Origin of the sequence: Trichococcus shcherbakoviae (genome assembly GCF_963666195.1) — a bacterium.
GTDB lineage: Bacteria > Bacillota > Bacilli > Lactobacillales > Aerococcaceae > Trichococcus > Trichococcus shcherbakoviae.
The window spans coordinates 2,082,519-2,107,377 of record NZ_OY762653.1; the positions used below are offsets into that span (position 1 = coordinate 2,082,519).

Below are 24,859 nucleotides of genomic sequence, written 5' to 3' on the forward strand. Positions count from 1 at the left end.
TAGATGAGCAGAATAATCAGGGAAAGGAGGCTATTCAGATGAAAATATTAGCCATCGAATCCTCAAACCAGACAATGAGTGCGGCTGTATGCGAAAATGGCCGCTTGCTCGCAGAGGTCACCACAAACGGAAATCTTCAGCACAGCACCCAATTGATGCCCGCAGTGGACCATGTCATGCAACTTGCCGGATGGAAGCCTGCCGATTTGGAACGCATCGCAGTCGCTAAGGGTCCGGGATCGTACACAGGGGTCAGGATCGGAGCGACCATCGCCAAGACTTTGGCATGGACATTGGCGATTCCTTTGGTGCCGATCTCCAGCCTGAAGGTTATCGCCGGCAATTGTGAAGGGGCTGCGCACAAGCTTGTCCCAATGATTGACGCACGCCGGGGCAACTGTTACACAGCGGTTTATCAATTCGAGGACAACTTGTTGGTGGAACGGATTGCCGACACACATATAGCCAGTGAAGAGTGGTTCCAACGCTTGTTGGCGGAAGAAGGCACCTATCTGTTTGTGGGAGAAGACATCAGCAAATACCGCGAGCGCATCAGTGAACTATTCAAGGAACGCGCGCTGTTTGCGGGAGAGTCACAGGCTTTGCCGCGCGCGAGCGTTCTGGCCACACTTTCGGAATCCGGAACAGCGGAGGATCCGCACACATTTGTGCCGGCTTACTTGAAAAACCCGGAAGCTGAAGAAAAATGGGAAGAAAAGCATCACAGTAATCGGAGGGAAGACTACGTTGAAAGAGTGGATTCATCGATTTAAATCCGTGTACAAGGAAGTTCAGGCTGATGTTCTGGCTAAATTCCTTTCAAAGCGCGTTCCCTCCGATGAGGAAACCTATTTGCTGCGTAATCAGCTGCCCGTCAGATTGATGATCGGCAGGAAACAGCATATTCCGGATATTCTCTATATCGAACGGATGAGCTATGCTGGCGCGACCCCTTGGGGAAGGACCGCATTGGAGAATGATATATTGCAGAATCCCAAATCGCTGTATTACGTTCTGTATGAAGGGTATTCGCCCATCGCTTTTTTGGGTGCCAGATTGGACGGAAAAGATATCCATATCACGAATTTGGCGGTAGTGCCCGAATTTCAGCAGATAGGTGCGGCTACTTTGTTGTTGCGGGTACTGAGAAGCTTTGCAGACGAAAAAGGCGCCACCAGCATCAGTCTGGAAGTGAGGATGTCAAACCATCGGGCGAAGGCTTTGTACGCGAAAATGGGTTTTCTGCCTGAGCGTGTCAAGCAGCATTATTACCACGGTGATGGCGAAGACGCTTTGGAGATGGTATGGCCGTTAGCGGGAAAACAATCGGAAGTAAAGGAAGATGTTCATGCAACGCACGTTTGAAATCTGCGACCTGAAGGCGGACGCAGGCAAGTTGGAGCAACATGCACAGGATTTGTACGAACTTACATTGCTGGCCAATGAGGGGCATTCCAGTTGGAAAGCTTCTTCGTTCCTGTCTGAACTGAAGGATAATCATTCCCTTTACACAGGCTGCATGGAAGAAAACAAGCTGGTGGGCTATATTTGTTGCATGGCGGTTGTGGATGAGGCATCGGTCAATAATTTTGCGGTAGCACCTAATCAGCAAGGAAAAGGCATCGGAACAAAATTGTTGCAGGAGATGATCGTCTTGCTGCAAACGCAGGGGATGGAACGGCTTTGGCTTGAAGTCCGTGTCTCCAACGAAGCTGCCTACAACCTGTACAAAAAAATAGGTTTCACAGAAATATACCGAAGAAAAGAGTATTATCAGAATCCGATCGAGGATGCCTACATCATGGAATTGGCGCTGACATCGGAAAATAAAGAGGAGGCGGAAGACTGATGACGGAAACAGATGTGACCATACTCGCGATTGAGAGCAGTTGCGATGAAACAAGTGTAGCTGTGGTGAAAAACGGAAATACGGTCCTTTCGAATGTTGTCGCTTCCCAGATCAAAAGCCATATGCGCTTTGGCGGGGTCGTGCCGGAAGTGGCGAGCCGTCATCATGTCGAGCAGATCACCCAAATCGTTGAAGCGGCATTGCATGAGGCCCAGGTCACTTTCGATGCAATCGATGCGATTGCGGTAACGCATGGTCCAGGGTTGGTCGGCTCGTTGCTGATCGGCGTCAGTGCAGCGAAGGCGTTGGCTTTTGCGCATCAGAAACCGCTCATTCCGGTCAATCATATGGCCGGCCATATTTATGCGAACCAGTTGGTGACGCCGATGCGCTACCCGTTGTTGTCTTTGGTTGTCAGCGGAGGGCATACGGAATTGGTGTATATGGAAAAGGACGGCTCTTTCGACATCATCGGCGAAACGCGGGATGATGCTGCGGGAGAGGCTTACGACAAAATCGGCCGCATTTTGGGCTTGCCGTATCCAGGCGGGAAAAAAATGGATGAAATGGCTCATGAAGGTAAAGAAACGATGCATTTTCCGCGCGCTATGATCAAAGAGGACAATTATGATTTCAGCTTCAGCGGATTGAAAAGTTCCGTCATCAATACTGTCCATAATGCGCGCCAAAAAGGGGATGACATCAATCCTTACGACTTGGCCGCCAGTTTTCAGGCGAGTGTCGTGGAGGTTTTGGTACATAAGACGTTGCGTGCGGCCAAGGAAAAGAACATCAAGCAGCTGCTGCTGGCTGGCGGAGTCGCCGCCAACAGAGGCTTACGTGAGGCTTTGTCCGCAAAAATGGCATTAGAGCTTCCGGAAGTCGAAGTCGTCATTCCACCATTGTCGCTTTGCGGGGACAATGCGGCGATGATCGGGGCTGCGGCCTACACCGAATACCGACAAAAACATTTTGCCGGATACAATCTGAATGCACATCCCGGATTGGTGTTGGGAGAATAAGAAAAAAGAGAACGCTGGCCGATTATGTCGACCAGCGTTCTCTTTTTTGTGCTTATTAATCGACCAGCGTTCTACAGTAATCAGCATCGAGATCCGAAAAATCGGTGACGATGACGGTCGCCAAGGATAGATCCTGCGGAGGGAACTCAAGATTGCGGAAACCGATGCATTTGCAGCCTGCCGCATGTGCAGAGGCAACCCCGTTTCGGGAGTCCTCTATGACGACGCAGTTTTCCGGATTGGCTTTCAGGTTTTCGGCAGCATTCAGGAAAATATCCGGCGCAGGCTTGGAGTGCGCAACGCTCTCTCCCGAAACGAAATAGCTGAAATATTTTTCGATGTCCAATGCTTTTACAGCCTTATGGATATCTGTCAACGGAGAGGAAGAGGCGATTGCCAATGGGACACCTGCTTCATGCAGACGCGCAATGAATGAGATCACACCAGGGATCGGTTGCAGGCCATCTTCTTCCATCAGGCGGTTTCGGATGACGTTCGCTCGCTCCACCAATTCTCCGACTGGGGCATCCAGATCGAATTCATTTTTCATTGTTTCCCACATATACTCATGCGTTGTTCCCTGATAGCGGAAATGGTACTCCAACTCGGTGTCCACTCCAAATTCCTTCAATAACATACTCTCTGATCGCAAAAAGAATGGTTCCGTATCGATGATGACACCATCCATATCAAATAAAACGGCTTCTAACATATGCTAACCTCCATATTATGCGTACTTGTTCCAGTGCATCTTAACAAAAGTTCCGGCATCCCTCAACTGAAACCGAAAGCGCGTGAGCCAAAACGGTTATCCGCTTCATTATTCACTCAGTTCCTCGAGCGCCATTGTCTGTTCTTCCCAATCCTGCATCAGTTCATCCTGCCGTGCCTGTAGGGCAAGCAATTGCTGGTTGAAATGTTGGACTTTTTCGTGATCACCGTAGACTTCCGGCTCGGTCAATTGCAGTTCGATGGCAGCGATGGCCCCCTCGACGGTCGCCAATTCATCCTCCAAAGCCTCCACTTGCCGGGCCAGTTTTCTTTCCAATTTCAGCTTTTCCTTGGAAGAAACATAATCCCCTTTGGCTTTCGAAAGAGGCTCAACGGCAGTGTTTGTTTCCGTGGCGTTTTCGGCCTGCTGCAGAGCTGCAAGAGCCGCTTCCTGCTGTTTCTTTTCAATATAGTAATCATAGTCCCCGAGGTACAATTTGCTGCCCTCAGCGGAGAGTTCGGCAATGCTTGTCGCAATCCGGTTGATGAAATAGCGGTCGTGGGAAACGAAAAGCAGGGTGCCATCATAATCGATCAAGGCATTTTCAAGCACTTCCTTACTGTCGATGTCCAAATGGTTTGTGGGTTCATCGAGGACGAGGAAGTTCTTTTGATCCAATGCCAGCTTGCAGAGTGAAAGTCTTGCCTTCTCGCCACCGCTCAATGCCGGAATCGTTTTTTCGACATCGGCACCGGAGAACAGGAAGCTCCCCAGAATACTGCGCACATCTTTTTCATTCAGCGTAGGATGAAGATCCCAGATTTCGGCGAGAACGCTCTTATTTTTGGAAAGGTTGCCTAATTCTTGGTCATAATAACCGAGATCCACGTTGGCGCCGAGCTGGACTCTGCCTTTCAAAAGCGGAATCTCGGAAATGATCGACTTCAGCAAAGTGGACTTGCCAATCCCATTCGGCCCGACGATTGCGATCGCTTGTTGTTTGCGGATATCAAGATTGATCGGGTCAGCCAAGACCGTATCGGCATAGCCGACAGCCCCGTTTTCAAGGGTCAAGACGACGTTTCCGCTCTCTTTTGCAATCTCGAAGGAGAAGCGGGCGGAACGTTCATCACCTTTCGGTTTGTCCATCCGGTCCATTTTCTCAAGACGTTTGCGGCGGCTTTGTGCCATCTTGGTAGTGGAAGCGCGCGCCAGGTTACGGGCGACGTAATCTTCCAATTTGGAGATTTCATCCTGTTGCTTCTCGTAAGCCTTCACTTCCTGCTCCAAGCGGGCGGCTTTCTCGGTCAGATAATAGGAGTAGTTGCCTTTGTAGTGCTGGATCTTGTGGCGGCTGATTTCATAGACTTCAGTGGCGACTTTATCCAGAAAATACCGGTCATGGGAAACGATCAAGAGCGAGCCGTTGTAACCAATCAGATAATTTTCAAGCCAAGCCAACGTGTCGATGTCCAGATGGTTGGTGGGCTCATCCAAAATGAGCAGGTCGTTCTTTTCAAGCAGGATTTTGGCCAAGGCGAGCCTTGTTTTCTGGCCGCCGGACAATTGGGAAATCGGGCGATCGTAATCTTCTTCGTAGAACTGGAATCCGTGCAACACCGAACGGATCTCTGATTCATAGCCGTAAGCGTTCTTTTCATGCAGGGTGTGCTGAAGATGGTCATAGCGTTCCAAAGCTTTTTGATAGGCTTCTTCATCCTCGAGCAGGTCCGGATCCCCCAAAGCGAAAGCGGCTTGCTCAGCCTCTTTGGTTAATCGGATAAGCGGCGCGAAAATGGTCAACATTTCTTGCCAAATCGTATTCGAGGAATCGACCGCGCTATGCTGATCCAAGTAGCCGATCGTAACTTCCTTGCTCTTGGAAACAGAACCGGCGTCCGTCGTTTCGATGCCTGCCAAGATCTTCAGCAGGGTTGATTTCCCTGCTCCGTTTCGGCCGACGAGAGCGATACGCGAATGGTCCTGGACTGTAATTTGAATATTATCGAATAAGACGCTCGCCCCAAAAAGGCGCGCCAAATTTTGTCCTTGTAGTAAAATCATATGTAGTGTCCTCTTTCTAAGCAAATGCTGGCATTTATCCTTTTCATTTTATCACAGCAAACACTGATTCGATAGGGACAAGCAGAGTTATTGCTATATTCACGTATTTGTGCATGTGAAATTTATTGATGACCCCGCTTACAATTAGTATTGTATTTCACATATTGTTCAAAAAAGGCTTCACAATCAAGTCCGGTTTCGAACAAATTAGTAGATTTTTCACAATCAGATGATATAATAGTCAATATGAAATGAAAGCTTAAGTATGTGAACATACTTTTTAAAGTTTGTGCATTCTGACAAACAATATGAGGTACGAAATGAACGAGGAAAGAAGAGGAGAAAAAATGTCGACGAATGATATTCCAAAAGCCACGGCAAGGAGGTTGCCGATTTACCACCGCTATTTGCGCTTTTTGCATAACGCCGGTAAAAAACGTGTTTCATCCACTGAATTGAGCGAAGCAGTAAAAGTGGACAGTGCTACTATCCGTAGGGATTTCTCATATTTTGGCGCGCTGGGTAAAAGAGGGTACGGTTATGATGTCGAGTACTTGTTGGATTTCTTCAGCAAAACCTTGAACCAGGACCGTCTGACGAATGTGGCTTTGATAGGTGTGGGTAATTTGGGACATGCCTTGTTGAACTACAACTTCCATGTCAGTAATAATGTGCGCATCAGTGCCGCATTTGATGTCAATGAAGGCATCGTCGGCAAAATCCTTAGCGGTGTGCCGGTTTACCCGATGACGGATATGGTTGAGCAATTGCGCATCCAACAGATTGATGTAGCCATTTTGACAGTTCCCCAAGAAGTGGCGCAGGATGCCACTAATCGATTGACCGAAGCGGGCGTTCGCGGCATCATGAACTTTACCCCGATTCGTCTTTCCGTTCCGGATAATGTCCGCGTTCAAAATGTGGACTTGACGAATGAATTGCAGACGTTGATCTATTTCTTGGACAATGATATCGGCTGAGCAAAGTCGGCAGCTGATGATAAGAAAATAAAAAAAGAAGGGGTCTAAGTCTCAAAATAAAATGAGACGGCCTCTTCTTTTTTTTCCTAGTTTTTATCGATGCTGTCTTTGATTTTCAAGTAGGCGTTGAACATGCGTACGCCTTTCACAACATCACTTGTTGCGAACAGCACGCTTATGATGGCCATGAATCCCCACCCTGCAGTATTCACTGCGTCGACTGCCAGCGAAATGAAGAGGATTGCGAAAACAAAACGGATGATTACTTGAATTAATAGATTTTTTAAAGTCATGTTATTCCTTTCTTTTTCCTAAATAGCGGACTTCACGTGCCTTACGAAATGAGTTGGGAGAGAATCGGCAAAGCGGATACGGCATTCATCAACGCATGCGCAATCATCGGAGTGGCTATGTTTCTTGTTCTGTAATAAAGGAAAGAAAACCATAGTCCCAGAGAGCCATAAACCAAATAGTGCCCATCATTATGCGCAATCGCAAAAAGCAAAGCACTGATAGTGGCTGCGCCGACGATCCCGATTGCATCAACCAGATGTGTGACAATCGCTTTACGGAATACAAATTCCTCCATCACAGGTGCAAAGATGATAATGTTAAAAATAAAGAATGGATAGCGGTTTGTCAAGTCCAGCAATACTTCCGTATTTTCGGAAATTACGGGCATCTTGAACAAAAGATACTCCACGTTCATCGCGACGATCTGAATCAGGATAGCTCCCAAGAAGCCAAAGATTCCGATTGCGAGCGTTTTTCCGATTGGGGCGGCTGGTTGCTCTGTAAGGCTGTTTTGTGGTGTCCATTTTTTTCTGCTATTCCATGCTACCATAAGGACAGTCCCTAGGAAAGCGAAGAATAGCGAGAGATTCATAGCCGCTGCGATACGATCCGCTTCCGGAATGAAAAAAAGTATAACGACCGGCAGAAGCTGAGAAGCGAGATAGATGAGAATGATCTGTATGGCTAACGTTGACCTGGAACGTATTTTTTTATTCATATAATAGTACCTTTCTGAGAGAACTGACGTCTTACGCTTGATAAACAGTATAGCATAATAGCGTAAAAAAATAGAATCAGAAAAAATCGGCTTCCCTCTTGCAAATTAATTGGAGATTGATTAATATAGAAATGTAACTTAGCACTCTGAGTTGATGAGTGCTAAAATGAACTTATTTTTGGAGGGATCATCTTGTTAAAACCATTAGGAAACCGTGTTATTGTAGAAGTTGCCAAAGAAGAGGAAAAATCTGTAGGCGGCATCGTTTTACCGTCGTCCGCTAAAGAAAAATCCCAAACCGGTACCGTTATTGCTGTAGGAGCAGGCCGCGTGACGGATAACGGCGTAACCATCGAAATGACCGTAAAGGCGGGGGATACTGTCCTTTTCGAAAAGTATGCAGGCACAGAAGTCAAATATGCAGGCACAGAATACTTAGTGATCAAAGAAAGCGACATCGTAGCAATCCTGGACTAAAAATAAAATTCATGAGGTGAATCGATAAATGGCAAAAGACATTAAATTTTCAGAAGACGCAAGAGCAGCAATGCTTCGTGGTGTGGATATCTTAGCAGATACCGTAAAAGTGACATTAGGACCTAAAGGCCGCAACGTTGTTTTAGAAAAAGCGTACGGTTCTCCATTGATCACGAATGACGGCGTGACAATCGCCAAAGAAATCGAATTGGAAGACCGTTTCGAAAATATGGGAGCGAAATTGGTTTCCGAAGTTGCTTCCAAAACAAACGACATTGCTGGTGATGGTACAACGACTGCCACTGTTTTGACACAAGCGATCGTTCGTGAAGGTTTGAAGAACGTTACAGCAGGCGCAAATCCGGTAGGTATCCGTCGCGGTATCGAATTGGCTACTCAAGCAGCCGTAAAAGGCTTGGCAGAAATTTCCCAAACCGTAAATTCAAAAGAGTCGATCGCACAGGTAGCTGCTGTATCGTCCGGATCGAAAGAAATCGGCGAATTGATTGCGGAAGCGATGGAGAAAGTCGGCAACGACGGAGTCATCACGATCGAAGAATCAAAAGGGATCGAAACCGAGTTGGATGTTGTTGAAGGGATGCAATTCGACCGCGGTTACCTATCGCAATACATGGTCACCAACAACGACAAAATGGAAGCAGAATTGGAAGCACCTTATATCCTGATCACGGATCGTAAATTGTCCAATATCCAAGACATCTTGCCTTTATTGGAACAAATCCTGCAACAAGGTCGCCCATTGTTGATCGTTGCTGATGATGTTGACGGCGAAGCGTTGCCTACATTAGTATTGAACAAATTGCGCGGAACATTCAATGTAGCGGCAGTCAAAGCACCTGGTTTCGGTGACCGCCGTAAAGAAATGCTGCAGGACATCGCAATCCTGACAGGCGGTACAGTCATCGCTGAAGACTTAGGCTTGGAATTGAAGGATGCTTCCGTAGAACATTTGGGTCGTGCAGGCAAAGTTGTCGTAACCAAAGACTCCACAACAATCGTTGAAGGAGCTGGTGAAAAAGCAGCCATCGAACAACGTGTAGCGGTCATCCGTGCGCAATCAGCAGAAACAACTTCAGAGTTTGACCGTGAGAAATTGCAGGAACGCCTTGCGAAATTATCCGGTGGCGTCGGTGTCATCAAAGTCGGAGCGGCTACAGAAACTGAATTGAGAGAACGCAAACTGCGTATCGAAGATGCTTTGAACGCAACGCGTGCTGCTGTTGAAGAAGGTATCGTATCCGGTGGGGGTACAGCCTTGATCAACGTTCAAAAATGCGTCGAAGCATTGGAACTGACTGGCGACGAAGCGACAGGTGCACGCATCGTGGCACGATCGTTAGAAGAGCCAGTGAGACAAATCGCTGAAAATGCAGGAAAAGAAGGCTCCGTTGTAGCCGATAAGATCAAGGGCCTTGAAGTTGGCATGGGTTATAACGCCGCAACCGATGAATGGGTAAACATGATCGAAGCAGGAATCGTCGATCCTACAAAAGTGACACGTTCCGCTTTGCAAAATGCAGCCAGCGTTGCTGCCTTGATCCTATCGACAGAAGCAATCGTAGCCGACCATCCAGCACCAGCAACACCCCCATCAATGGACCCAGGCATGGGCATGATGTAATCAGGATACGATGAATCCCGCTCTAGAAATCGAGCACTAAGAGGAAATACCCACCACGACCCGGGTTTGGTCGAGGTGGGTATTTCAGCTTAGGCGGAGATTTCTGGGATTCAGAGTTCAACTAAAACAGTGTGTGATGAATCCTGAGCTCAGAGTTTGAGCACTAACGAGGTTCAGGACCAAACAGCCCGGTTTTGGCTGAGTGGGCATGAACAGCGTTAGGCACTCAAACGTCACAGTGCGACGTTTGAGGTCTTTAGCCTTTTTAGTACCAAGACTACTGATGCACCATCTGTTAAGGATTCAGAACCGTTCTATAAAGGATATGGAAGCACTAAGCTCCACAAACAAAAGGACCGAATGGCCAGAAATGGTTATCCGGTCCTTTTTTGTTTGATTTTTTTTCAAATCCAACTGCTGCCGAAGTGGTGTTGACTCCTGATGAATTTTTTTATATAATTTTACATGCCCTATGGGGGCATATCCTATATAAACAAGAGGTGCAATTTTATGTCTCATTCACAGGAACACAGAACGGATAGTCTCGTTAAACGTTTGAATCGGATCGAAGGACAAGTAGCGGGAATCAAAAAAATGATCCTCGAAGAAAAAGAATATGCTGATGTCATCATCCAATTGAATTCGACTCGATCAGCCATCCAGAAAATCAGTCATATCCTTTTGGAGGCCCAAACAGAGCATGCTCTGATGCATGTCAGTGAAGGTGCTGACTTGGATGAAGAAATGAAGAAACTGCAAAAAGTGATTTCGCAGTACAATAAAATGAATTAGGTGATAATATGGAAGAAAGCACTGGAAAGAAAATTCTGAATTTGGCAATTCCTGCAACTATCGAAAACCTGCTGCAGACGCTGGTAGGCTTCGTTGATACGCTGCTGATAGCCAAAATCGGGCTTATGGCCGTTACGGCAGTAGGCGTTGCCAATACGATCCTGAATGTGTATTTGGCGATATTCATAGCATTAGGGGTCGGAACGTCTTCCCTGATAGCCCAAAAACTAGGGGCGAAGGATAGGGAAGGTGCTGTCCGAATTGCAGAACAGTCAACATTTTCCACAGTGATCATCGGTTTGCTGTTTGGGTTACTGACGCTCGCTTTTGGAAAACCACTTTTGGGTCTGATGGGTGCAGATGATCAAGTGATGGCTTATTCCACTGCATTTTTCTACATTGTGGGTGGCAATTCAGTCTTTTTGGCGGTCATGACCATTTTTGGAAGCATTCTGCGGGCAGCCGGAAATACAAAGTCCCCCATGCAGGTCAGTGTAATCGTAAACGTTTTGAATGTGGGGTTGGACTACATTCTGATTTTTGGTATCGGCCCGATTCCGGCGCTTGGCGTTGTCGGGACTGCGATAGGCACAACGGTTGCAAGGATGTTGGGATGCCTGCTGTTGTACAAACAGATAAAGAAATCCCCTGTTTCATTCGAGCTGAAATCCATTTTTGTAAAAAGTGATTATGCGCCATTAGTGAGGCTTTCAATTCCAGCAGCGCTTGAAAGGTTGGTCATGCGGGTGGGGCAAGTAGTCTATTTTGGATTGATCGTTGCAATCGGCGCAAAAACTTTTGCGGCGCATTCTATCGCGGGAAATATCGAAAGCTTTGTGTATATGCCGGCGTACGGGTTGGCCACTGCTGCCACCACTCTCGTCGGGAACAGTACAGGTGCATTGGATTTCAAGGAGGCAAAACGTGTCGCCATCCTATCGGCAGCATTTGGCGTACTCATCATGAGTTTCTTGGGGATCATTCTGTTTGTGGGTTCTCCTTATTTTGCCGAACTGTTCACCTCGGACGCTGAGGCAATCGATCAAATCGTGACAGCACTGAGAATAGATGCATTCAACCAACCAGGACTTGCGATCAGCCTAATCACGACAGGCTCCCTGCAAGGTATGGGCGATACAAAATCGCCATTGTACAGTACAGCTTTTGGGATGTGGTGTTTGCGCATAATCGGTGTGATCCTTTTGGGAAGAGTGTTGGGTTGGGGAATTGCCGGCGTTTGGATTTCGATTGGGATTGATCTTTACGTACGCTCGCTGTTTTTGGCCTATAGATTCAGGAAAAACATATCCGACCGCAGCAGGGCATCCACTGAATAATCAAAAGTAACCATTGAAGTCGTCAAAATCATCCACAGAAAATCAAATGCAGCCCTCATTTTTACCGGAAATGAGGGCTGCATTTATTTTTTTAGCGAAATGAACGTATAATCATGCAATTTAATAATGAAAACTTATAGCGAAAATTTCAGAACATCCCCTTCTGGATGGTTTTGAATGAAAGTTAATGTTTTTGAAGGAAAATGATTGCTTTATTCCCGTGTAGGTGGTATATTTTTGTTCGAGAGGTGATAGAAAGTGCTTACAGAAGAACGGCATAAAATCATTCTAGACACTTTAGCCAAAGACAATATCGTAAAACTGCAGGACCTTGTCGATCAGACGGGAAGTTCTGAATCCACTATCAGACGGGATTTAAGCACTCTTGAAGAGGCTGGTTTCCTGATTCGTGTCCATGGCGGAGCAAAGAGAAACTATAGTGTTTCCGCTGAAGACAGGATGGAAGATAAAACGTCCAAAAACGTTCAGGATAAACAACGGATTGCTGAAAAAGCAGCTCAACTGGTGAGCGATCAAGACATCATCTTTTTGGATGCCGGATCGACTACCTACGAAATGATTCCCTTCCTGAAAGGCAAGAGCATCCTCGTCGTCACAAATGGCGTCCCACATGCCAGTTTATTATCGGATATGCAAATCGAGACGATCCTTATCGGCGGCAAAATCAAGATGGAGACAAAAGCAGTCATCGGACCAGTCAGCCAAATGCAAATGAGGAATTACCGTTTCAGCAAAGCTTTTCTTGGCATCAACGGCATCGACAATCAATATGGCTTCACGACGCCGGATACCGAAGAAGCGGCCATCAAGCGGATAGCCATTGAAAATGCAGCACAAAGCTATGTCGTAGCGGATGCTTCGAAGTTCAAACAAGTCAGTTTTGTGAAGGTCTGCGACATTGAGGATTGCGGCATCATCAGCTACAATGTCCCGTCGGAAATCAAACGTAACCTGAAAGACAGTACAACTATTTGGGAGGCTGAATAATGATATATACAGTAACATTAAATCCATCCATCGATTACATCGTCCATTTGCCCGCTATCGAGTTGGGTGAAGTGAATCGTATCCAACAGGATTTCAAACTGCCGGGTGGCAAAGGCATCAACGTTTCCCGCATCCTGAATGAACTGGAAGTGGAAAACACCGCTTTAGGTTTCCTTGGAGGGTTCACCGGAAAATACATCGAAGACTGGTTGGAAGCAGAAAACAGCAAAACACACTTTACGCATGTGGATGAAGCGACCCGCATCAATGTCAAAATCAAGTCAGGGATGGAGACGGAAATGAACGGCCCGGGCCCGAATATCGAGCCTGCAGTCGCCGAAGAATTCCTGAAACAATTCGATGCGCTTGATCCGGAAAACGACATCGTAGTCTTGGCTGGAAGCAAACCGACAAGTCTGCCGGAAGATTATTATCAGACCATCATCCACAGACTGACGGAAAAAGGCGTACCGTTCCTGATCGATACGACCGGGGAAGAATTAAAAAATGCGTTGCCTTACCATCCTTTATTGGTAAAACCGAACCACCACGAATTGGCGGAATTGTTCGATACTACTTTCGAAACGGATGAGGATATCCTGCCTTACGGGAAGAAGCTGCTTGAAGCTGGAGCGCAATACGCGATCATCTCGATGGCCGCTAAAGGAGCAATCCTTTTCACTCCGGAAGGTGTTTACCATGGAACGGTACCGAAAGGGGTTCTTAAAAATTCAGTCGGTTCCGGAGATTCAATGATCGCCGGATTTGTCGGGACATACATGAAGACGCACGACCCGTTGGAAGCATTCAAAGTCAGTATCGCTTGCGGAAGCGCGACCGCTTTTGCCGACGATTTAGCCAAACGCGAAGAAATTGATGCTCTAGTCAAACAAGTCACTATCAGTCAGCTATAGGGAGGAGAACTTATTAATATGAAAATCAATGATATCTTACTAAAAGAATTGATGATTATGGATTTGCAAGGAACAACCAAAGAGGGCGTCATCGATGAAATGATTTCAGGCCTTTCCGCTAATGGCATCATCAATGATGCTGCAGTTTACAAAGAGGGCATCATGAAGCGCGAATCACAAACGTCCACTGGTTTGGGCGATGGCATCGCAATGCCGCATGCCAAAAACAAAGCGGTCATCAAACCCGCTGTCGTTTTTGCAAAAAGTGCAGCCGGTGTGGACTATGCATCATTGGATGGTCAACCAGCACATCTGTTCTTCATGATCGCGGCTCCGGAAGGCGCAAATAATGTTCATTTGGAAGTTTTGGCGTCATTATCCCGTTTACTCATCAATCCTGATTTCACTGCATCATTGAAAAAAGCTAAGACTCCAGAAGAAGTGCAAGGGTTATTTGCGGCAGCAGAAGCTGCACGCGAAGCCAAAGAGCAAGCTGAAGCAGCAGCGAAGGCAGCTCCAGTAGCAGCAACCGAAACGAAGAGACCTTTCGTCATTGCAGTAACGGCATGTCCTACAGGGATTGCACACACGTATATGGCTGAAGATTCACTGAAATTGATGGCTGAAAAAATGGGCGTCGATATCCGCGTTGAAACGAACGGATCGGATGGCGTCAAGAACGCCTTGACAGCCGACGAAATCCGCCGTGCTGATGGTGTCATCATAGCAGCTGACAAAAAAGTTGAAATGGCGCGCTTCAACGGCAAACACGTTCTTCAAAGACCGGTAAGCGACGGCATCAACAAAGCCGAAGAATTGATCACAAAAGCAATGCGTAAAGAAGCGCCAATACTGAATGTTGAAGGCGATATCTTCTCGGCCAGCGAAAGCGACGAAAAGCAATCCATCATCGGAAGAGTCTACAAAGACTTGATGAACGGTATTTCACACATGTTGCCGTTTGTTGTTGGTGGTGGTATCCTGATTGCGATTTCCTTCCTGTTCGAAACGTCATTCGGTGCGGATAGCCCGTTGTTCATTTCCTTCATGGCAATTGGTGGAGCAGCATTCAGCTTCCTGATTCCAATTTTGGCCGGTTACATCGCAATGAGTATCGCAGATCGTCCGGGGTTACTCCCAGGTATGGCGGGCGGTTACTTGGCTGTGCAAGCAAATGCCGGATTCTTGGGCGGGTTGATTGCTGGTTTCTTGGCCGGTTACATCATGGTTTATCTGAAGAAAGCCTTTAAAGGATTGCCTCGTACCTTGGATGGCATGAAGACAATTCTCTTGTACCCTGTGTTCGGTCTATTGATCACTGGCTTGTTGATGTATTTCTTGGTAGGTCCTGTCTTCTCCACAATCAATACAGCTATGATCACCTTCCTGGAAAACTTGGGTACTGGTAATGCAGTGCTGTTGGGTGCTGTTCTTGGCGGCATGATGGCAATCGATATGGGTGGTCCATTCAATAAAGCAGCTTATGCCTTCTCAATCGGTATCTTCACGGATACTGGCGATGGCAGCTTGATGGCAGCTGTAATGGCTGGTGGTATGATTCCTCCATTGGCAATCGGTATCGCAACATTGATTTTCAAAAACAAATTTACGGATATCGAACAAAAATCCGGACTTTCCAACATCCTGTTGGGCCTATCCTTCATCACTGAAGGTGCGATTCCATTCGCTGCGGCAGATCCGATGCGCGTAATCGGTTCATCCATCGTTGGTTCAGCGATTGCTGGTGGTTTGACACAGCTATGGGCAGTTTCAATCCCTGCACCACATGGTGGCTTGTTCGTAATCACATTGGCTAACCGTCCGTTGATGTTCTTGCTGGCTTTGTTGATCGGTACAGCCGTTTCAGCATTGATGTTAGGTTTTTGGAAACAAGATAAAACACAACAAGTCGCAAAATAAATTAAATCATTCATTGAGAGAACAGACTGGGAACCTCCTTTCTGTTCTCTCTTTTTTGTTGTTCCGAACACAAGGCGTACAAATGAAAACGGTATGACAGATAAATGAGAATAATGTAAAAAAATGGGATGATTTTCATGGCAGATATGCTATAATGCATATTGTTAAATAAACGAAAATGTAGATATCAGTTCATGCATAAAAGCAACGGATATTGAAATCTGTATAAGGAGGTAAAAGCATGGCAGCAAAGGAATCAATCAAAAAAGTGGTTTTGGCTTACTCAGGTGGATTGGATACGTCAGTCATCATCCCTTGGTTAAAAGAAAACTACAACAACTGTGAAGTAATCGCCGTAGTAGGAGACGTAGGACAAGGTGATGACTACAGCCGATTGGAAGAAAAAGCAATCAACTGTGGCGCATCGAAGTTGTATGTTGCAGACTTGAAGAAGGAATTCGTTGAAGAATTCATTTGGCCGACATTGCAAGCAGGCGCTAAGTACGAAGGACAATATTTATTGGGGACCTCTTTCGCCCGCCCAATCATTGCCAAAAGAATGGTAGAGATTGCGCACTTGGAAAATGCTGATGCGATCGTTCACGGAGCAACAGGGAAAGGGAACGACCAAGTCCGTTTTGAAGTCGGCATCCGAGAATTCGATCCGAACATCACGATCATCGCCCCTTGGAGAGAATGGGAACTGACTTCCAGAGAAGATGAATTTGCGTATGCTGCTGCACATAACGTGCCGCTTCCGATTACGTTGGAAACAAACTACTCAAAAGATAAAAACTTGTGGCATTTATCGCATGAGGGCCTTGATCTGGAAATGACAGCCAATGAGCCGGATTACGACAAAATTCTGGAGATGTGCGTAACGCCTGAGAAAGCTCCGGACGAAGCGACATATGTCACGCTGGAATTCAAAAAAGGCATACCGGTAAGCTTGAACGGGGAAGCAATGGAAGGCATCGCCCTGATCGAAAAATTGAACGTGATCGCGGGCGCGAACGGCGTCGGCATCATCGATATCGTAGAGAACCGCTTAGTCGGCATGAAATCAAGAGGCGTTTATGAAACGCCTGCTGGAACTGTGCTGTATCATGCCCACGACAAATTGGAACAGCTTTGCCTGGACAAAGATACTTTCCAATACAAACAATTGCTTGCCAACAAGTATGCGGAGCTTGTATACAACGGATTGTGGTATACACCATTGCGCAAAGCATTAGCTGCATTTGTTGACGAAACACAACAGAATGTCGAAGGTTTCGTGAAGATGAAACTTTATAAAGGCAACATCACCGATGCTGGCGTAGTCAGCGCGAAATCATTGTACAGCGAAAGCTTTGCCACTTTCGAGAGCGATGATGTATACAACCATACTGATGCAGCCGGATTTATCCGTCTGTTCGGATTGCCTACATCCATCCGCGTCATGAAAGAGCAAGCTGAAGATCAAGCGACACATGAAGAATTGGAAGATTTATTGAAATAAACAACCGGTATTAGTGTCTGTTGACAGCTAGTCCGCTCCGGATCGTCCTCATCAGGCAATAGAGCCTGATGAGGACGTTTTTTTTAGTTGTTGGCTAATAACCCCTTTATTATAGTGTGTAAACATAGCCCGGACCTTAAATCGCGAGATCTTGCCTTGCCAAACTTTGATATCGCAAAAGAATAAACTATGATAAAATGAATGCATTCATATTAAGCTAGTTCAAGGAGGAGGAGATTAAGCGTGAATCAAACAGGTGAATGGAACAAAGCCCGTAAAATTATCATAGGCATCATTGATGTGCTGTTGTTCATCGGATCATTGCTGCTATCTTTTTATTTTAAATTCGGAAGAAATATACCATTGATAAACTTCGATGCCTTTCAGGGCAGCATTGCCTATGTCTCTGTGATTTTCATCATCGTCAATATCTTGTTCGGTACGTATATCTTTTACAACAAATCGATCAGTGACTTCTTGTTCATTACGGTCATCGGGCAATTCGTCCTTTCGTTGATCATCATGGCGCTGACTTTTGCCGGACGTTGGTTGGCATTCCCGCGATCGGTCATTCTGATCAACTTTTTTGTGGGAACGATCCTGTTGTTCCTGTTCCGCGTAATGGTGTTCAAAATGTACCAACGCGTGAGCGGCAGTAAACGGGTCATGATTGTCGGGATGGAAAAGGAAGTATTTGCGGCAGTCGACAACTTCACGAATACAAAAAGCATCCGCCATATGGTGACGCATGTCGTCCTGTCGGATTATTACGAAAATGTCCTGCGGCATTTGGAAGAGATTGATATCGTCTACTTAGCGAGCCAAATCGAAGAATCCGAAAAACTGAAGATATACGATCTGTTGACGAGCAAAGAGAAGAAGATGTTCCTGAATACGAGTTTCGAGAATCTGATCATGGTCAATCCGAATATGATGAACATCGAGGATGAAAGCATCATCGAAGTTTCCCCGTTCCGTATCTCGGCAGAAGATGGCCTTATGAAACGGATCATCGATATCACGGTTGCGCTCATCGGTATCGTCATCACTTCGCCGATCATGGCCGTTACGGCTATCTTGGTGAAGAAAAGTTCTGAAGGTCCCGTATTCTACAAGCAGACACGCATCACCAGAGACGGCAAGGAATTCGAAATCCTGAAGTTCCGCAGCATGGGTGTGACCGCCGAGAAAGATTCAGGCCCAGTTTTGGCTACAAGCAATGATGTGCGCGTAACGACAGTCGGCAAATATCTGCGCTCCCTGCGCATCGATGAACTGCCGCAGTTGTTCAACGTATTGCTGGGCGATATGTCCTTGGTCGGTCCCCGGCCGGAACGTCCTTTCTTCGTTGATCAATTCAAGGAACTGAACCCGCATTATTACCTGCGCCACAACGTCCGTGCCGGGATTACCGGATATGCGCAAGTGTACGGGAAGTACGCTTCCGACTTCAACAGCAAGCTGAACTTCGATCTGATCTACATCAAGAAGTATTCCTTGATACTGGATCTGAAAATCATGCTGCAGACCGTCAAAATCTTGTTCGATAAAGTATCATCCCGCGGAGTGGATGAAAGCGAACGGGCAATCCTGTCCGAGCAAGAGATTGAAGAACGCGGCATCAAAGTTATTTATTAAAAAGAAAAGCGGGACAAGCCTGTTTTGCCTCGAAAGAAATTTAGGAAATCGTGCTACGCAACGTTCCCTACGGTCACCTTGTACTGGGAGTCTAAGGGATGAATCCCTAAGACTCCCATGCAACTGAGCATCGTAGAGCGCAATATGCTGAGAGACTTCCTGCGTCAGCAGGTTAGTCGAACAGTATCCTTGGCTCGTAGAGACAAGGGGTTCCTTAATCCCTTTTCCGAGAGGCAGGCTTGGACCGCTAGCCATTATTTGGGACAGCGAAGTTTCAATACCGCAATAAAACCATCCACCGGGCGTTTTTCCGCCCGCCAGGATGGTTTTTTGTTTACACAGAAATGCCGGTTGTATTTGCGGGAATGCTGGCTAATCACTATAATCAATCTGATGGATTTTGGACAAAAAAGCGGAAATGTATGGGGAATTGCGTTACAATAGGTAAATAGAGCACTTCCTTCTGCGGTACCGTGACAGAATGCGGAGGCGTACGATCAAAGATGAAATGAGTGAGTTGGATGAGTTTTGATTATAACGATGATAGTTTAGCTTTGCATACTGATTTGTACCAAATTAACATGATGAAGACTTATTGGGATGAAGGCATTACCGAAAAACATGCAATTTTTGAACTGTACTTCCGGAAGTATCCTTTCAATAATGGCTATGCAGTTTATGCGGGGCTTGAACGCTTCGTATCCTACATTCAGAATTTGCGCTTTACGGATACGGACATCGCTTATTTGCGTGAGCATGTCGGCTATGAGGAAGGTTTTTTGGATTATCTGAAAAATTTCCGTTTCTCGGGCACGATCCGTTCCGCTCTGGAGGGGGATCTCGTCTTCGCGAATGAACCGATCGTCCAGGTGGAAGGTCCGTTGGCGGAGTGCCAATTGATCGAAACGGCCTTATTGAATGTCGTAAATTTCCAAACGCTGATTGCGACAAAAGCTGCACGTTTGCGCTACGTCTGTGATGATGAGCCGCTGATGGAATTCGGTTCCAGAAGAGCGCAGGAAATGGACGCCGCCATCTGGGGAACCCGCGCAGCCTATATCGCCGGCTTCAATGCAACGAGCAATGTCCGTGCTGCTAAACTGTTCGGCATCCCAGCTTCGGGTACCCATGCCCATTCGATGGTGCAAGTCTACCGCAATGATTATGATGCCTTCATGGCTTATGCGCATTCCCACAAGGATTGTGTCTTCCTTGTGGATACCTACGATACGTTGAAATCAGGCGTGCCAAATGCCATCAAAGTGGCGAAGGAAATGGGCGATAAGATCAATTTTCTCGGCGTGCGCCTAGACAGCGGAGACATGGCCTACATTTCAAAAAAAGTCCGCCAACAATTGGACGAGGCAGGCTTTACCGATGCAAAAATCTACGCATCGAACGACCTGGATGAACTGACAATCTTGAACCTGAAGATGCAAGGCGCAAAAATAGATGTCTGGGGTGTCGGCACCAAACTGATCACCGCTTATGACCAACCTGCGCTTGGAGCGGTCTATAAGTTAGTCTCGATCGCGGATGAGAACGGCCAAATGGTGGATACGATGAAAATCTCCAGCAATGCCGAAAAAGTCTCCACACCAGGCAAGAAACAAGTATGGCGGATCACCCGCAAGCGCGACGGTAAGTCGGAAGGAGACTACATTGCGCTTTGGGAAGAACAACCCGATCAAGAGTCAGAACTGTATATGTTCCATCCGGTCTTCACTTACATCAACAAAACCATCACCGACTTTGAGGCGCGCCCTATTCTGCAGGATATCATCGTAGAAGGTAAACTTGTATATGAATTGCCGTCGCTCCAAGAAGTAAAAGCATTCTCGGAAGCGCAGATGAGCGGCTTATGGGATGAATACAAACGTATCCTGAATCCGGAAGACTATCCTGTCGACTTGTCCCAGAAGACATACGATCATAAGATGGCTACAATCAAGGAAATCAAAAAGCAAATAAAAGAAGAAGCATCATTATTGGAAAGCACTAAATAACCAATCAGATCAATCAAGGGGGAACAGCGATGCGTCCATTACAAAAAGAAATTATTGCTGCATTAAGAGTGAAACCGGAAATCGATCCAAAAGAGGAAATCCGCATCAGCATCGATTTCATGAAAGATTATTTGGCGGCACACCCATTTTTGAAGGCATTCGTTTTAGGAATCAGCGGAGGACAAGACTCAACTTTGACGGGGCGGTTAGCCCAGTTGGCGATCCAGGAAATGCGCGATGAGACAGGCGACGACAGTTACCAATTCATCGCTGTCCGCCTTCCGTACGGCATTCAATTCGATGAGCACGATGCCCAGGCTGCACTAGCTTTCATTTCGCCTGACCAAAAATTGGTCGTCAATATCAAAGAAATGGCTGACGCCGCACTCGATGCACTTGAAGAAGCCGGACTTACCATCACCGACTTCAACAAAGGAAACATTAAAGCACGTCAACGTATGATCGTTCAGTTCGCGATAGCGGGAGACAGCAGCGGAGCCGTTTTGGGGACTGACCATGCGGCAGAATCCGTGACCGGGTTCTTCACAAAATTCGGGGATGGCGCAGCCGACCTATTGCCGATTTGGCGCTTGAACAAACGTCAAGGCCGTCAGTTGCTGAAAGAATTGGGCGCACCGGCAGAGCTTTATGAAAAAGTACCGACAGCGGACTTGGAAGAAAATCGTCCTGCTTTGCCTGATGAGGTGGCTTTGGGCGTGACTTACGAGATGATCGATGCTTATCTGGAAGGCAAGGAGATACCGGACAAGGACGCTGAAGTCATTGAAGGCTGGTACACGAAGACCGAGCATAAACGTCACTTGCCCATCACGGTCTATGACAGTTTTTGGAAAGAAGCTTAATCTGTTCAGATAGCGGGGTTGTACAGTGAAAATCAGCAAAAAATTTAAAATGATGAAAGATAAACAAGAGCTGCAGTGCAAGAGCAGGGGGCACCTCCTGCTCTTGCACTTCTTTAGCTTGTTGGCGACTGTATTCTTGGTCCATCTCTATATTCAATGGGCTCAAAATGATCTGGATGCCGGATTGGTCGTGAATTTTGTATTTGCATGGCATACCGAGAAGTTCCTGATCAGCACGGGTGTATTAGTGACGCTGGGGCTATGGCTTTGGGCCTTGGTGGGGAACATCCGCTGGGCAAACGCACTGCTGTTGCTGTCGGGAGGAATCCTCGGGATGGCGACCTATGAAAAGATGCTGCAGCGGAACGAGCCCGTTTATCCGAGCGACTTGAAGATGCTGACGGAGGCCAGCTTCCTTTTGGAGATGCTGAACGGCCGGACATTGGCGGCACTAAGCTTTGTGTTCCTGCTGTTTCTGGCATTCATACTTTATTCCCTGCGTCAGGACAAGTCCAAGAAAACCGTGAAATTGGGATGGAAATCACGCCTGCCGATTCTCATAACAACAAGCATGGCGCTCTGCTATGCTGGCCAGTTCCAGCAGGAAGGCAACCTGCTGAAGAAAGCCTATGACCGGACGGCTTATTGGATCCCGTACAGCCAACAAATGAACTATTACAACACCGGCTTTGTGGCCGGCTTCCTATACAACCTTTCGGCTGCACCGATGGAGCTGTCGACGGATTATTCACAGGAAAAGATCGATGAGTTGAAGGCAACCTATCAGCAACTTGCTGACGAAATCAACGCAGAAAGAACCGCAGCGTTTCCCGAAACGAATGTCATCTACATCATGAATGAAAGTTTTGCGGACCCGCTTGAATTGGAAGGATTGGATCTGCAAAGCGATCCGATTCCGTTCACGAGAGGCTTGATGGAAACAAGCTACAGCGGCGAACTGTTGTCCCAAGGCTATGGCGGCGGAACCGCCAATATCGAATTTGAGGCATTGACAGGTTTTTCGATGGAGCCGTTCGCTGCGAACATCACGACGCCCTATACGCAGTTCCTGTCTTCGCAAGATGATTTCCCTTCCGTCGTGTCCCGTTTGGAAGAAGCCGGCTTCCGTACCACAGCGATCCATCCCTACAATACGACCATGTATAAGCGGTTGGAGAACTATGAGACTTTGGGATTCGATTCTTTTCTTTACGAGGACACGATGACAAATACGGAAAAGTTGGATACCAATCCGTATATCTCGGATGCAGCCGCATACGCTGAAATAAAGGATATCCTGAAAGCCAGTGAGGAAAAAGATTTTATCCATTTGGTGACGATGCAGAACCATACCCCTTATCAAAACAAATACACGGTAACGCCATCTGCTGCTGAAACCGGCATAGGCAGCCAGACAATCCGGAACTATCTGCAGGATCTGCAGTACAGCGATCAAGCATTGGCGGATCTGTTGGCCGCTCTCCAGGAGTGGGATGAGCCGACCGTCGTCGTGTTTTGGGGGGATCATTGGCCGAGCGTTTTCGGAGAGGATCTTTATGCGCTGAATACGATCCAAAATATGCATGAGACGCCTATGTTCGTCTACAGCAACACGGAAGAATCCCAAAAGGATTTGGGCGTCACCAGTCCCATCTATTTCTTCCCGGAAGTGCTGGAGTTGAGCGGCAGCCGTGTCACGGCTTTTGAAGCCTTGTTGATGGAACTGCAGGAACAGGTGCCGGCTTTCGAAAAGACGCTGTATGTGAATGGCGATACCGGTGAATATGTCTCGAGCCCAGAGGAACTGTCCGATCAGGCCAGAAGCCTGTTAGCGGATTATGATCTGATTCAGTACGACACGACCACCGGAAACCGGTACGCAGAATCAAACGGTTTTTTTAAAATGAACGATTAAAACAGTTTGCCCCATCCTAGCGCCTTTTGTGGGAGTGGGATTTGCAAGTAGGACCGGAATCGCCTATGATTAAGGAAATACAGGGTGAAAGGAGGGGTCCGGTGAGGTTTATTATACGTTTTGTACTCCTTTTTTGTACTACGATATTGGTGAGTATGTTGTTCACCTATCTTTTCCGAGCGGCAGCGAGACGGTTCCGCTGGACGGATAAGCCAACCAAAGCGAAAGTGCATATCAAGGAGACGCCGACGATGGGAGGCGTAGCCATATTCTTGGCTTTTTGGGGTGCCTATTTTCTAGGGATCCCACTGAATGTTCGTTCGGGCTTTGCGGGCATCATTTTTTTGAGTTCGTTAATCATACTAGTCACGGGAATCATCGATGATTATTATGATTTGAGGCCTTGGCAAAAAATGATTGGTATCCTTTCTGCAGCGAACGTCCTGTATTTTTTTTCGGGCATCAAAATAGACAGCCTGACACTTAGTTATTTCGGGACGATCGAATTCCATGAAGCGGGTTACTTGGTGATGATGCTGTGGATTGTGGTCATCACGAATGCAGTGAATCTGATGGATGGGCTGGATGGGCTGGCAACGGGCACTTCGATCATCTCACTTTCGACGATGGGCCTCGTCAGTTATTTTTTCACCGATAATATGGGTGTCATCAACGTCGCCATGATTTTCCTTTTGGTTGCGAGCCTGTTGGGTTTTTTGCCGTTCAACTTTTATCCATCCTCCATTTTCTTGGGGGATACTGGATCGTTGTTCATAGGCTTTATGATTGCGGTACTGTCCTTGTTCGACTTGAAACATGCCACCTTCGTATCGCTCCTGATACCGGTGGCCATTCTCGGAGTTCCGTTGACTGACACGATTGCCGCCGTCCTTCGCCGGACCTTGCATAAGCGGTCCATCAGCGCGAAGGATAAAAGCCACCTGCACCACCGTTTGCTGCGCTTAGGGTTTACGCATCGTCAGACCGTTTTGGTCATCTACGCGTTGGCGATCATCTTTTCTTTGACTGCTATCCTGTTCCCAATTTCTTCATTCTGGGGGACGGTAGTTTTAGGATTAGGTTTGATTTACGGCGTGATGCTCTTCATCGCTTCCTTCAATTTGTTGGACAGCAACCGCTCCAAGTTGCGCAAGACATTGTATCGCCTTTTGAGGGAAAAGGACGACAAAAACAAATGAACAAGCCA

At 46.9% G+C, this 24,859-nt stretch carries 22 protein-coding genes; 18 read left to right on the forward strand and 4 right to left on the reverse strand.

Annotation, left to right across the window (positions count from 1 at the left end; all coding sequences use genetic code 11):
* Positions 1–38: 38 nt before the first annotated feature.
* The 4 genes from tsaB to tsaD are packed head-to-tail and all read left to right on the forward strand — an operon-like array spanning position 39 to position 2,871.
* Positions 39–773 carry a tRNA (adenosine(37)-N6)-threonylcarbamoyltransferase complex dimerization subunit type 1 TsaB gene (tsaB, locus tag ACKPBX_RS09985; protein ID WP_119093837.1) on the forward strand — a complete coding sequence of 245 codons (735 nt, stop codon included), beginning with the start codon at positions 39–41 and terminating at the stop codon, positions 771–773.
* Positions 748–1,365, forward strand: coding sequence for a ribosomal protein S18-alanine N-acetyltransferase (gene rimI, locus ACKPBX_RS09990; RefSeq protein WP_119093838.1), 618 nt, complete (start codon positions 748–750; stop codon positions 1,363–1,365). Before tsaB ends, rimI (ACKPBX_RS09990) begins: the two co-directional genes overlap by 26 nt.
* Positions 1,349–1,849, forward strand: a complete 501-nt coding sequence (gene rimI / locus ACKPBX_RS09995) for a ribosomal protein S18-alanine N-acetyltransferase (RefSeq protein ID WP_160117119.1) — start codon at positions 1,349–1,351, stop codon at positions 1,847–1,849. The genes rimI (ACKPBX_RS09990) and rimI (ACKPBX_RS09995) overlap by 17 nt, the downstream gene beginning before the upstream one ends.
* A complete protein-coding gene (gene tsaD, locus ACKPBX_RS10000) occupies positions 1,849–2,871 on the forward strand; it encodes a tRNA (adenosine(37)-N6)-threonylcarbamoyltransferase complex transferase subunit TsaD (RefSeq protein ID WP_319995270.1) in 1,023 nt (340 codons plus the stop codon). The genes rimI (ACKPBX_RS09995) and tsaD overlap by 1 nt, the downstream gene beginning before the upstream one ends.
* 55 nt (positions 2,872–2,926) lie before the next feature.
* On the opposite strand, the gene ACKPBX_RS10005 is transcribed toward tsaD, so the two are convergent.
* Together ACKPBX_RS10005 and ACKPBX_RS10010 are read right to left on the reverse strand one after the other, a co-directional pair.
* Positions 2,927–3,583 (reverse strand): HAD family hydrolase, encoded by a 657-nt coding sequence (locus ACKPBX_RS10005; RefSeq protein WP_319995271.1) that lies wholly within the window; start codon positions 3,581–3,583, stop codon positions 2,927–2,929.
* A gap of 108 nt (positions 3,584–3,691) precedes the next feature.
* A complete protein-coding gene (locus ACKPBX_RS10010) occupies positions 3,692–5,647 on the reverse strand; it encodes an ABC-F family ATP-binding cassette domain-containing protein (RefSeq protein WP_319995272.1) in 1,956 nt (651 codons plus the stop codon).
* Between the two features lie 347 nt (positions 5,648–5,994).
* Here ACKPBX_RS10010 and ACKPBX_RS10015 point away from each other — a divergent pair, with 347 nt between their 5' ends.
* The gene (locus ACKPBX_RS10015; RefSeq protein WP_086629504.1) at positions 5,995–6,627 is read left to right on the forward strand and encodes a redox-sensing transcriptional repressor Rex; all 633 of its coding nucleotides are present in this window, start codon (positions 5,995–5,997) and stop codon (positions 6,625–6,627) included.
* A gap of 86 nt (positions 6,628–6,713) precedes the next feature.
* Here ACKPBX_RS10015 and ACKPBX_RS10020 read toward each other — a convergent pair whose 3' ends face one another.
* Positions 6,714–6,920 (reverse strand): DUF4305 domain-containing protein, encoded by a 207-nt coding sequence (locus tag ACKPBX_RS10020; RefSeq protein ID WP_068560998.1) that lies wholly within the window; start codon positions 6,918–6,920, stop codon positions 6,714–6,716.
* Between the two features lie 41 nt (positions 6,921–6,961).
* Complete coding sequence (locus ACKPBX_RS10025) at positions 6,962–7,471, reverse strand: CPBP family intramembrane glutamic endopeptidase (protein ID WP_288927858.1); 510 nt, start codon at positions 7,469–7,471, stop codon at positions 6,962–6,964.
* 360 nt (positions 7,472–7,831) lie between these two features.
* Here ACKPBX_RS10025 and groES point away from each other — a divergent pair, with 360 nt between their 5' ends.
* The 13 genes from groES to ACKPBX_RS10090 all read left to right on the forward strand — a co-directional run bounded on the left by groES (position 7,832) and on the right by ACKPBX_RS10090 (position 24,851).
* The gene (gene groES / locus ACKPBX_RS10030) at positions 7,832–8,116 is read left to right on the forward strand and encodes a co-chaperone GroES (protein ID WP_068560996.1); all 285 of its coding nucleotides are present in this window, start codon (positions 7,832–7,834) and stop codon (positions 8,114–8,116) included.
* 28 nt (positions 8,117–8,144) lie between these two features.
* Positions 8,145–9,758, forward strand: a complete 1,614-nt coding sequence (gene groL, locus ACKPBX_RS10035) for a chaperonin GroEL (RefSeq protein ID WP_319995273.1) — start codon at positions 8,145–8,147, stop codon at positions 9,756–9,758.
* A 510-nt stretch (positions 9,759–10,268) separates the two neighbouring features.
* Positions 10,269–10,550: a metal-sensitive transcriptional regulator gene (locus ACKPBX_RS10040; RefSeq protein ID WP_086629439.1), complete on the forward strand. Its 282-nt coding sequence runs from the start codon at positions 10,269–10,271 to the stop codon at positions 10,548–10,550.
* 8 nt (positions 10,551–10,558) lie between these two features.
* Positions 10,559–11,887: an MATE family efflux transporter gene (locus ACKPBX_RS10045; protein WP_319995274.1), complete on the forward strand. Its 1,329-nt coding sequence runs from the start codon at positions 10,559–10,561 to the stop codon at positions 11,885–11,887.
* Between the two features lie 258 nt (positions 11,888–12,145).
* Complete coding sequence (locus ACKPBX_RS10050; protein WP_272161578.1) at positions 12,146–12,895, forward strand: DeoR/GlpR family DNA-binding transcription regulator; 750 nt, start codon at positions 12,146–12,148, stop codon at positions 12,893–12,895.
* A complete protein-coding gene (gene pfkB / locus ACKPBX_RS10055; RefSeq protein ID WP_272161579.1) occupies positions 12,895–13,809 on the forward strand; it encodes a 1-phosphofructokinase in 915 nt (304 codons plus the stop codon). Before ACKPBX_RS10050 ends, pfkB begins: the two co-directional genes overlap by 1 nt.
* Positions 13,810–13,827: 18 nt before the next feature.
* A complete protein-coding gene (locus ACKPBX_RS10060; RefSeq protein WP_119093848.1) occupies positions 13,828–15,729 on the forward strand; it encodes a PTS fructose transporter subunit IIABC in 1,902 nt (633 codons plus the stop codon).
* Positions 15,730–15,970: 241 nt separating this feature from the next.
* On the forward strand, positions 15,971–17,230 hold the full coding sequence (locus ACKPBX_RS10065) for an argininosuccinate synthase (RefSeq protein ID WP_086629429.1): 1,260 nt from the start codon (positions 15,971–15,973) through the stop codon (positions 17,228–17,230).
* Positions 17,231–17,473: 243 nt separating this feature from the next.
* Entirely contained in the window at positions 17,474–18,868 is a 1,395-nt protein-coding gene (locus ACKPBX_RS10070; RefSeq protein ID WP_119093850.1) for a sugar transferase, read from the forward strand.
* 521 nt (positions 18,869–19,389) lie between these two features.
* Positions 19,390–20,874 (forward strand): nicotinate phosphoribosyltransferase, encoded by a 1,485-nt coding sequence (locus tag ACKPBX_RS10075; RefSeq protein WP_140186899.1) that lies wholly within the window; start codon positions 19,390–19,392, stop codon positions 20,872–20,874.
* A 29-nt stretch (positions 20,875–20,903) separates the two neighbouring features.
* Positions 20,904–21,737 (forward strand): NAD(+) synthase, encoded by an 834-nt coding sequence (gene nadE / locus ACKPBX_RS10080; RefSeq protein WP_086629423.1) that lies wholly within the window; start codon positions 20,904–20,906, stop codon positions 21,735–21,737.
* Between the two features lie 25 nt (positions 21,738–21,762).
* On the forward strand, positions 21,763–23,652 hold the full coding sequence (locus ACKPBX_RS10085) for an LTA synthase family protein (protein ID WP_319995275.1): 1,890 nt from the start codon (positions 21,763–21,765) through the stop codon (positions 23,650–23,652).
* A gap of 101 nt (positions 23,653–23,753) precedes the next feature.
* Positions 23,754–24,851 carry a glycosyltransferase family 4 protein gene (locus ACKPBX_RS10090; protein WP_319995276.1) on the forward strand — a complete coding sequence of 366 codons (1,098 nt, stop codon included), beginning with the start codon at positions 23,754–23,756 and terminating at the stop codon, positions 24,849–24,851.
* The last annotated feature ends 8 nt before the right edge of the window (positions 24,852–24,859 follow it).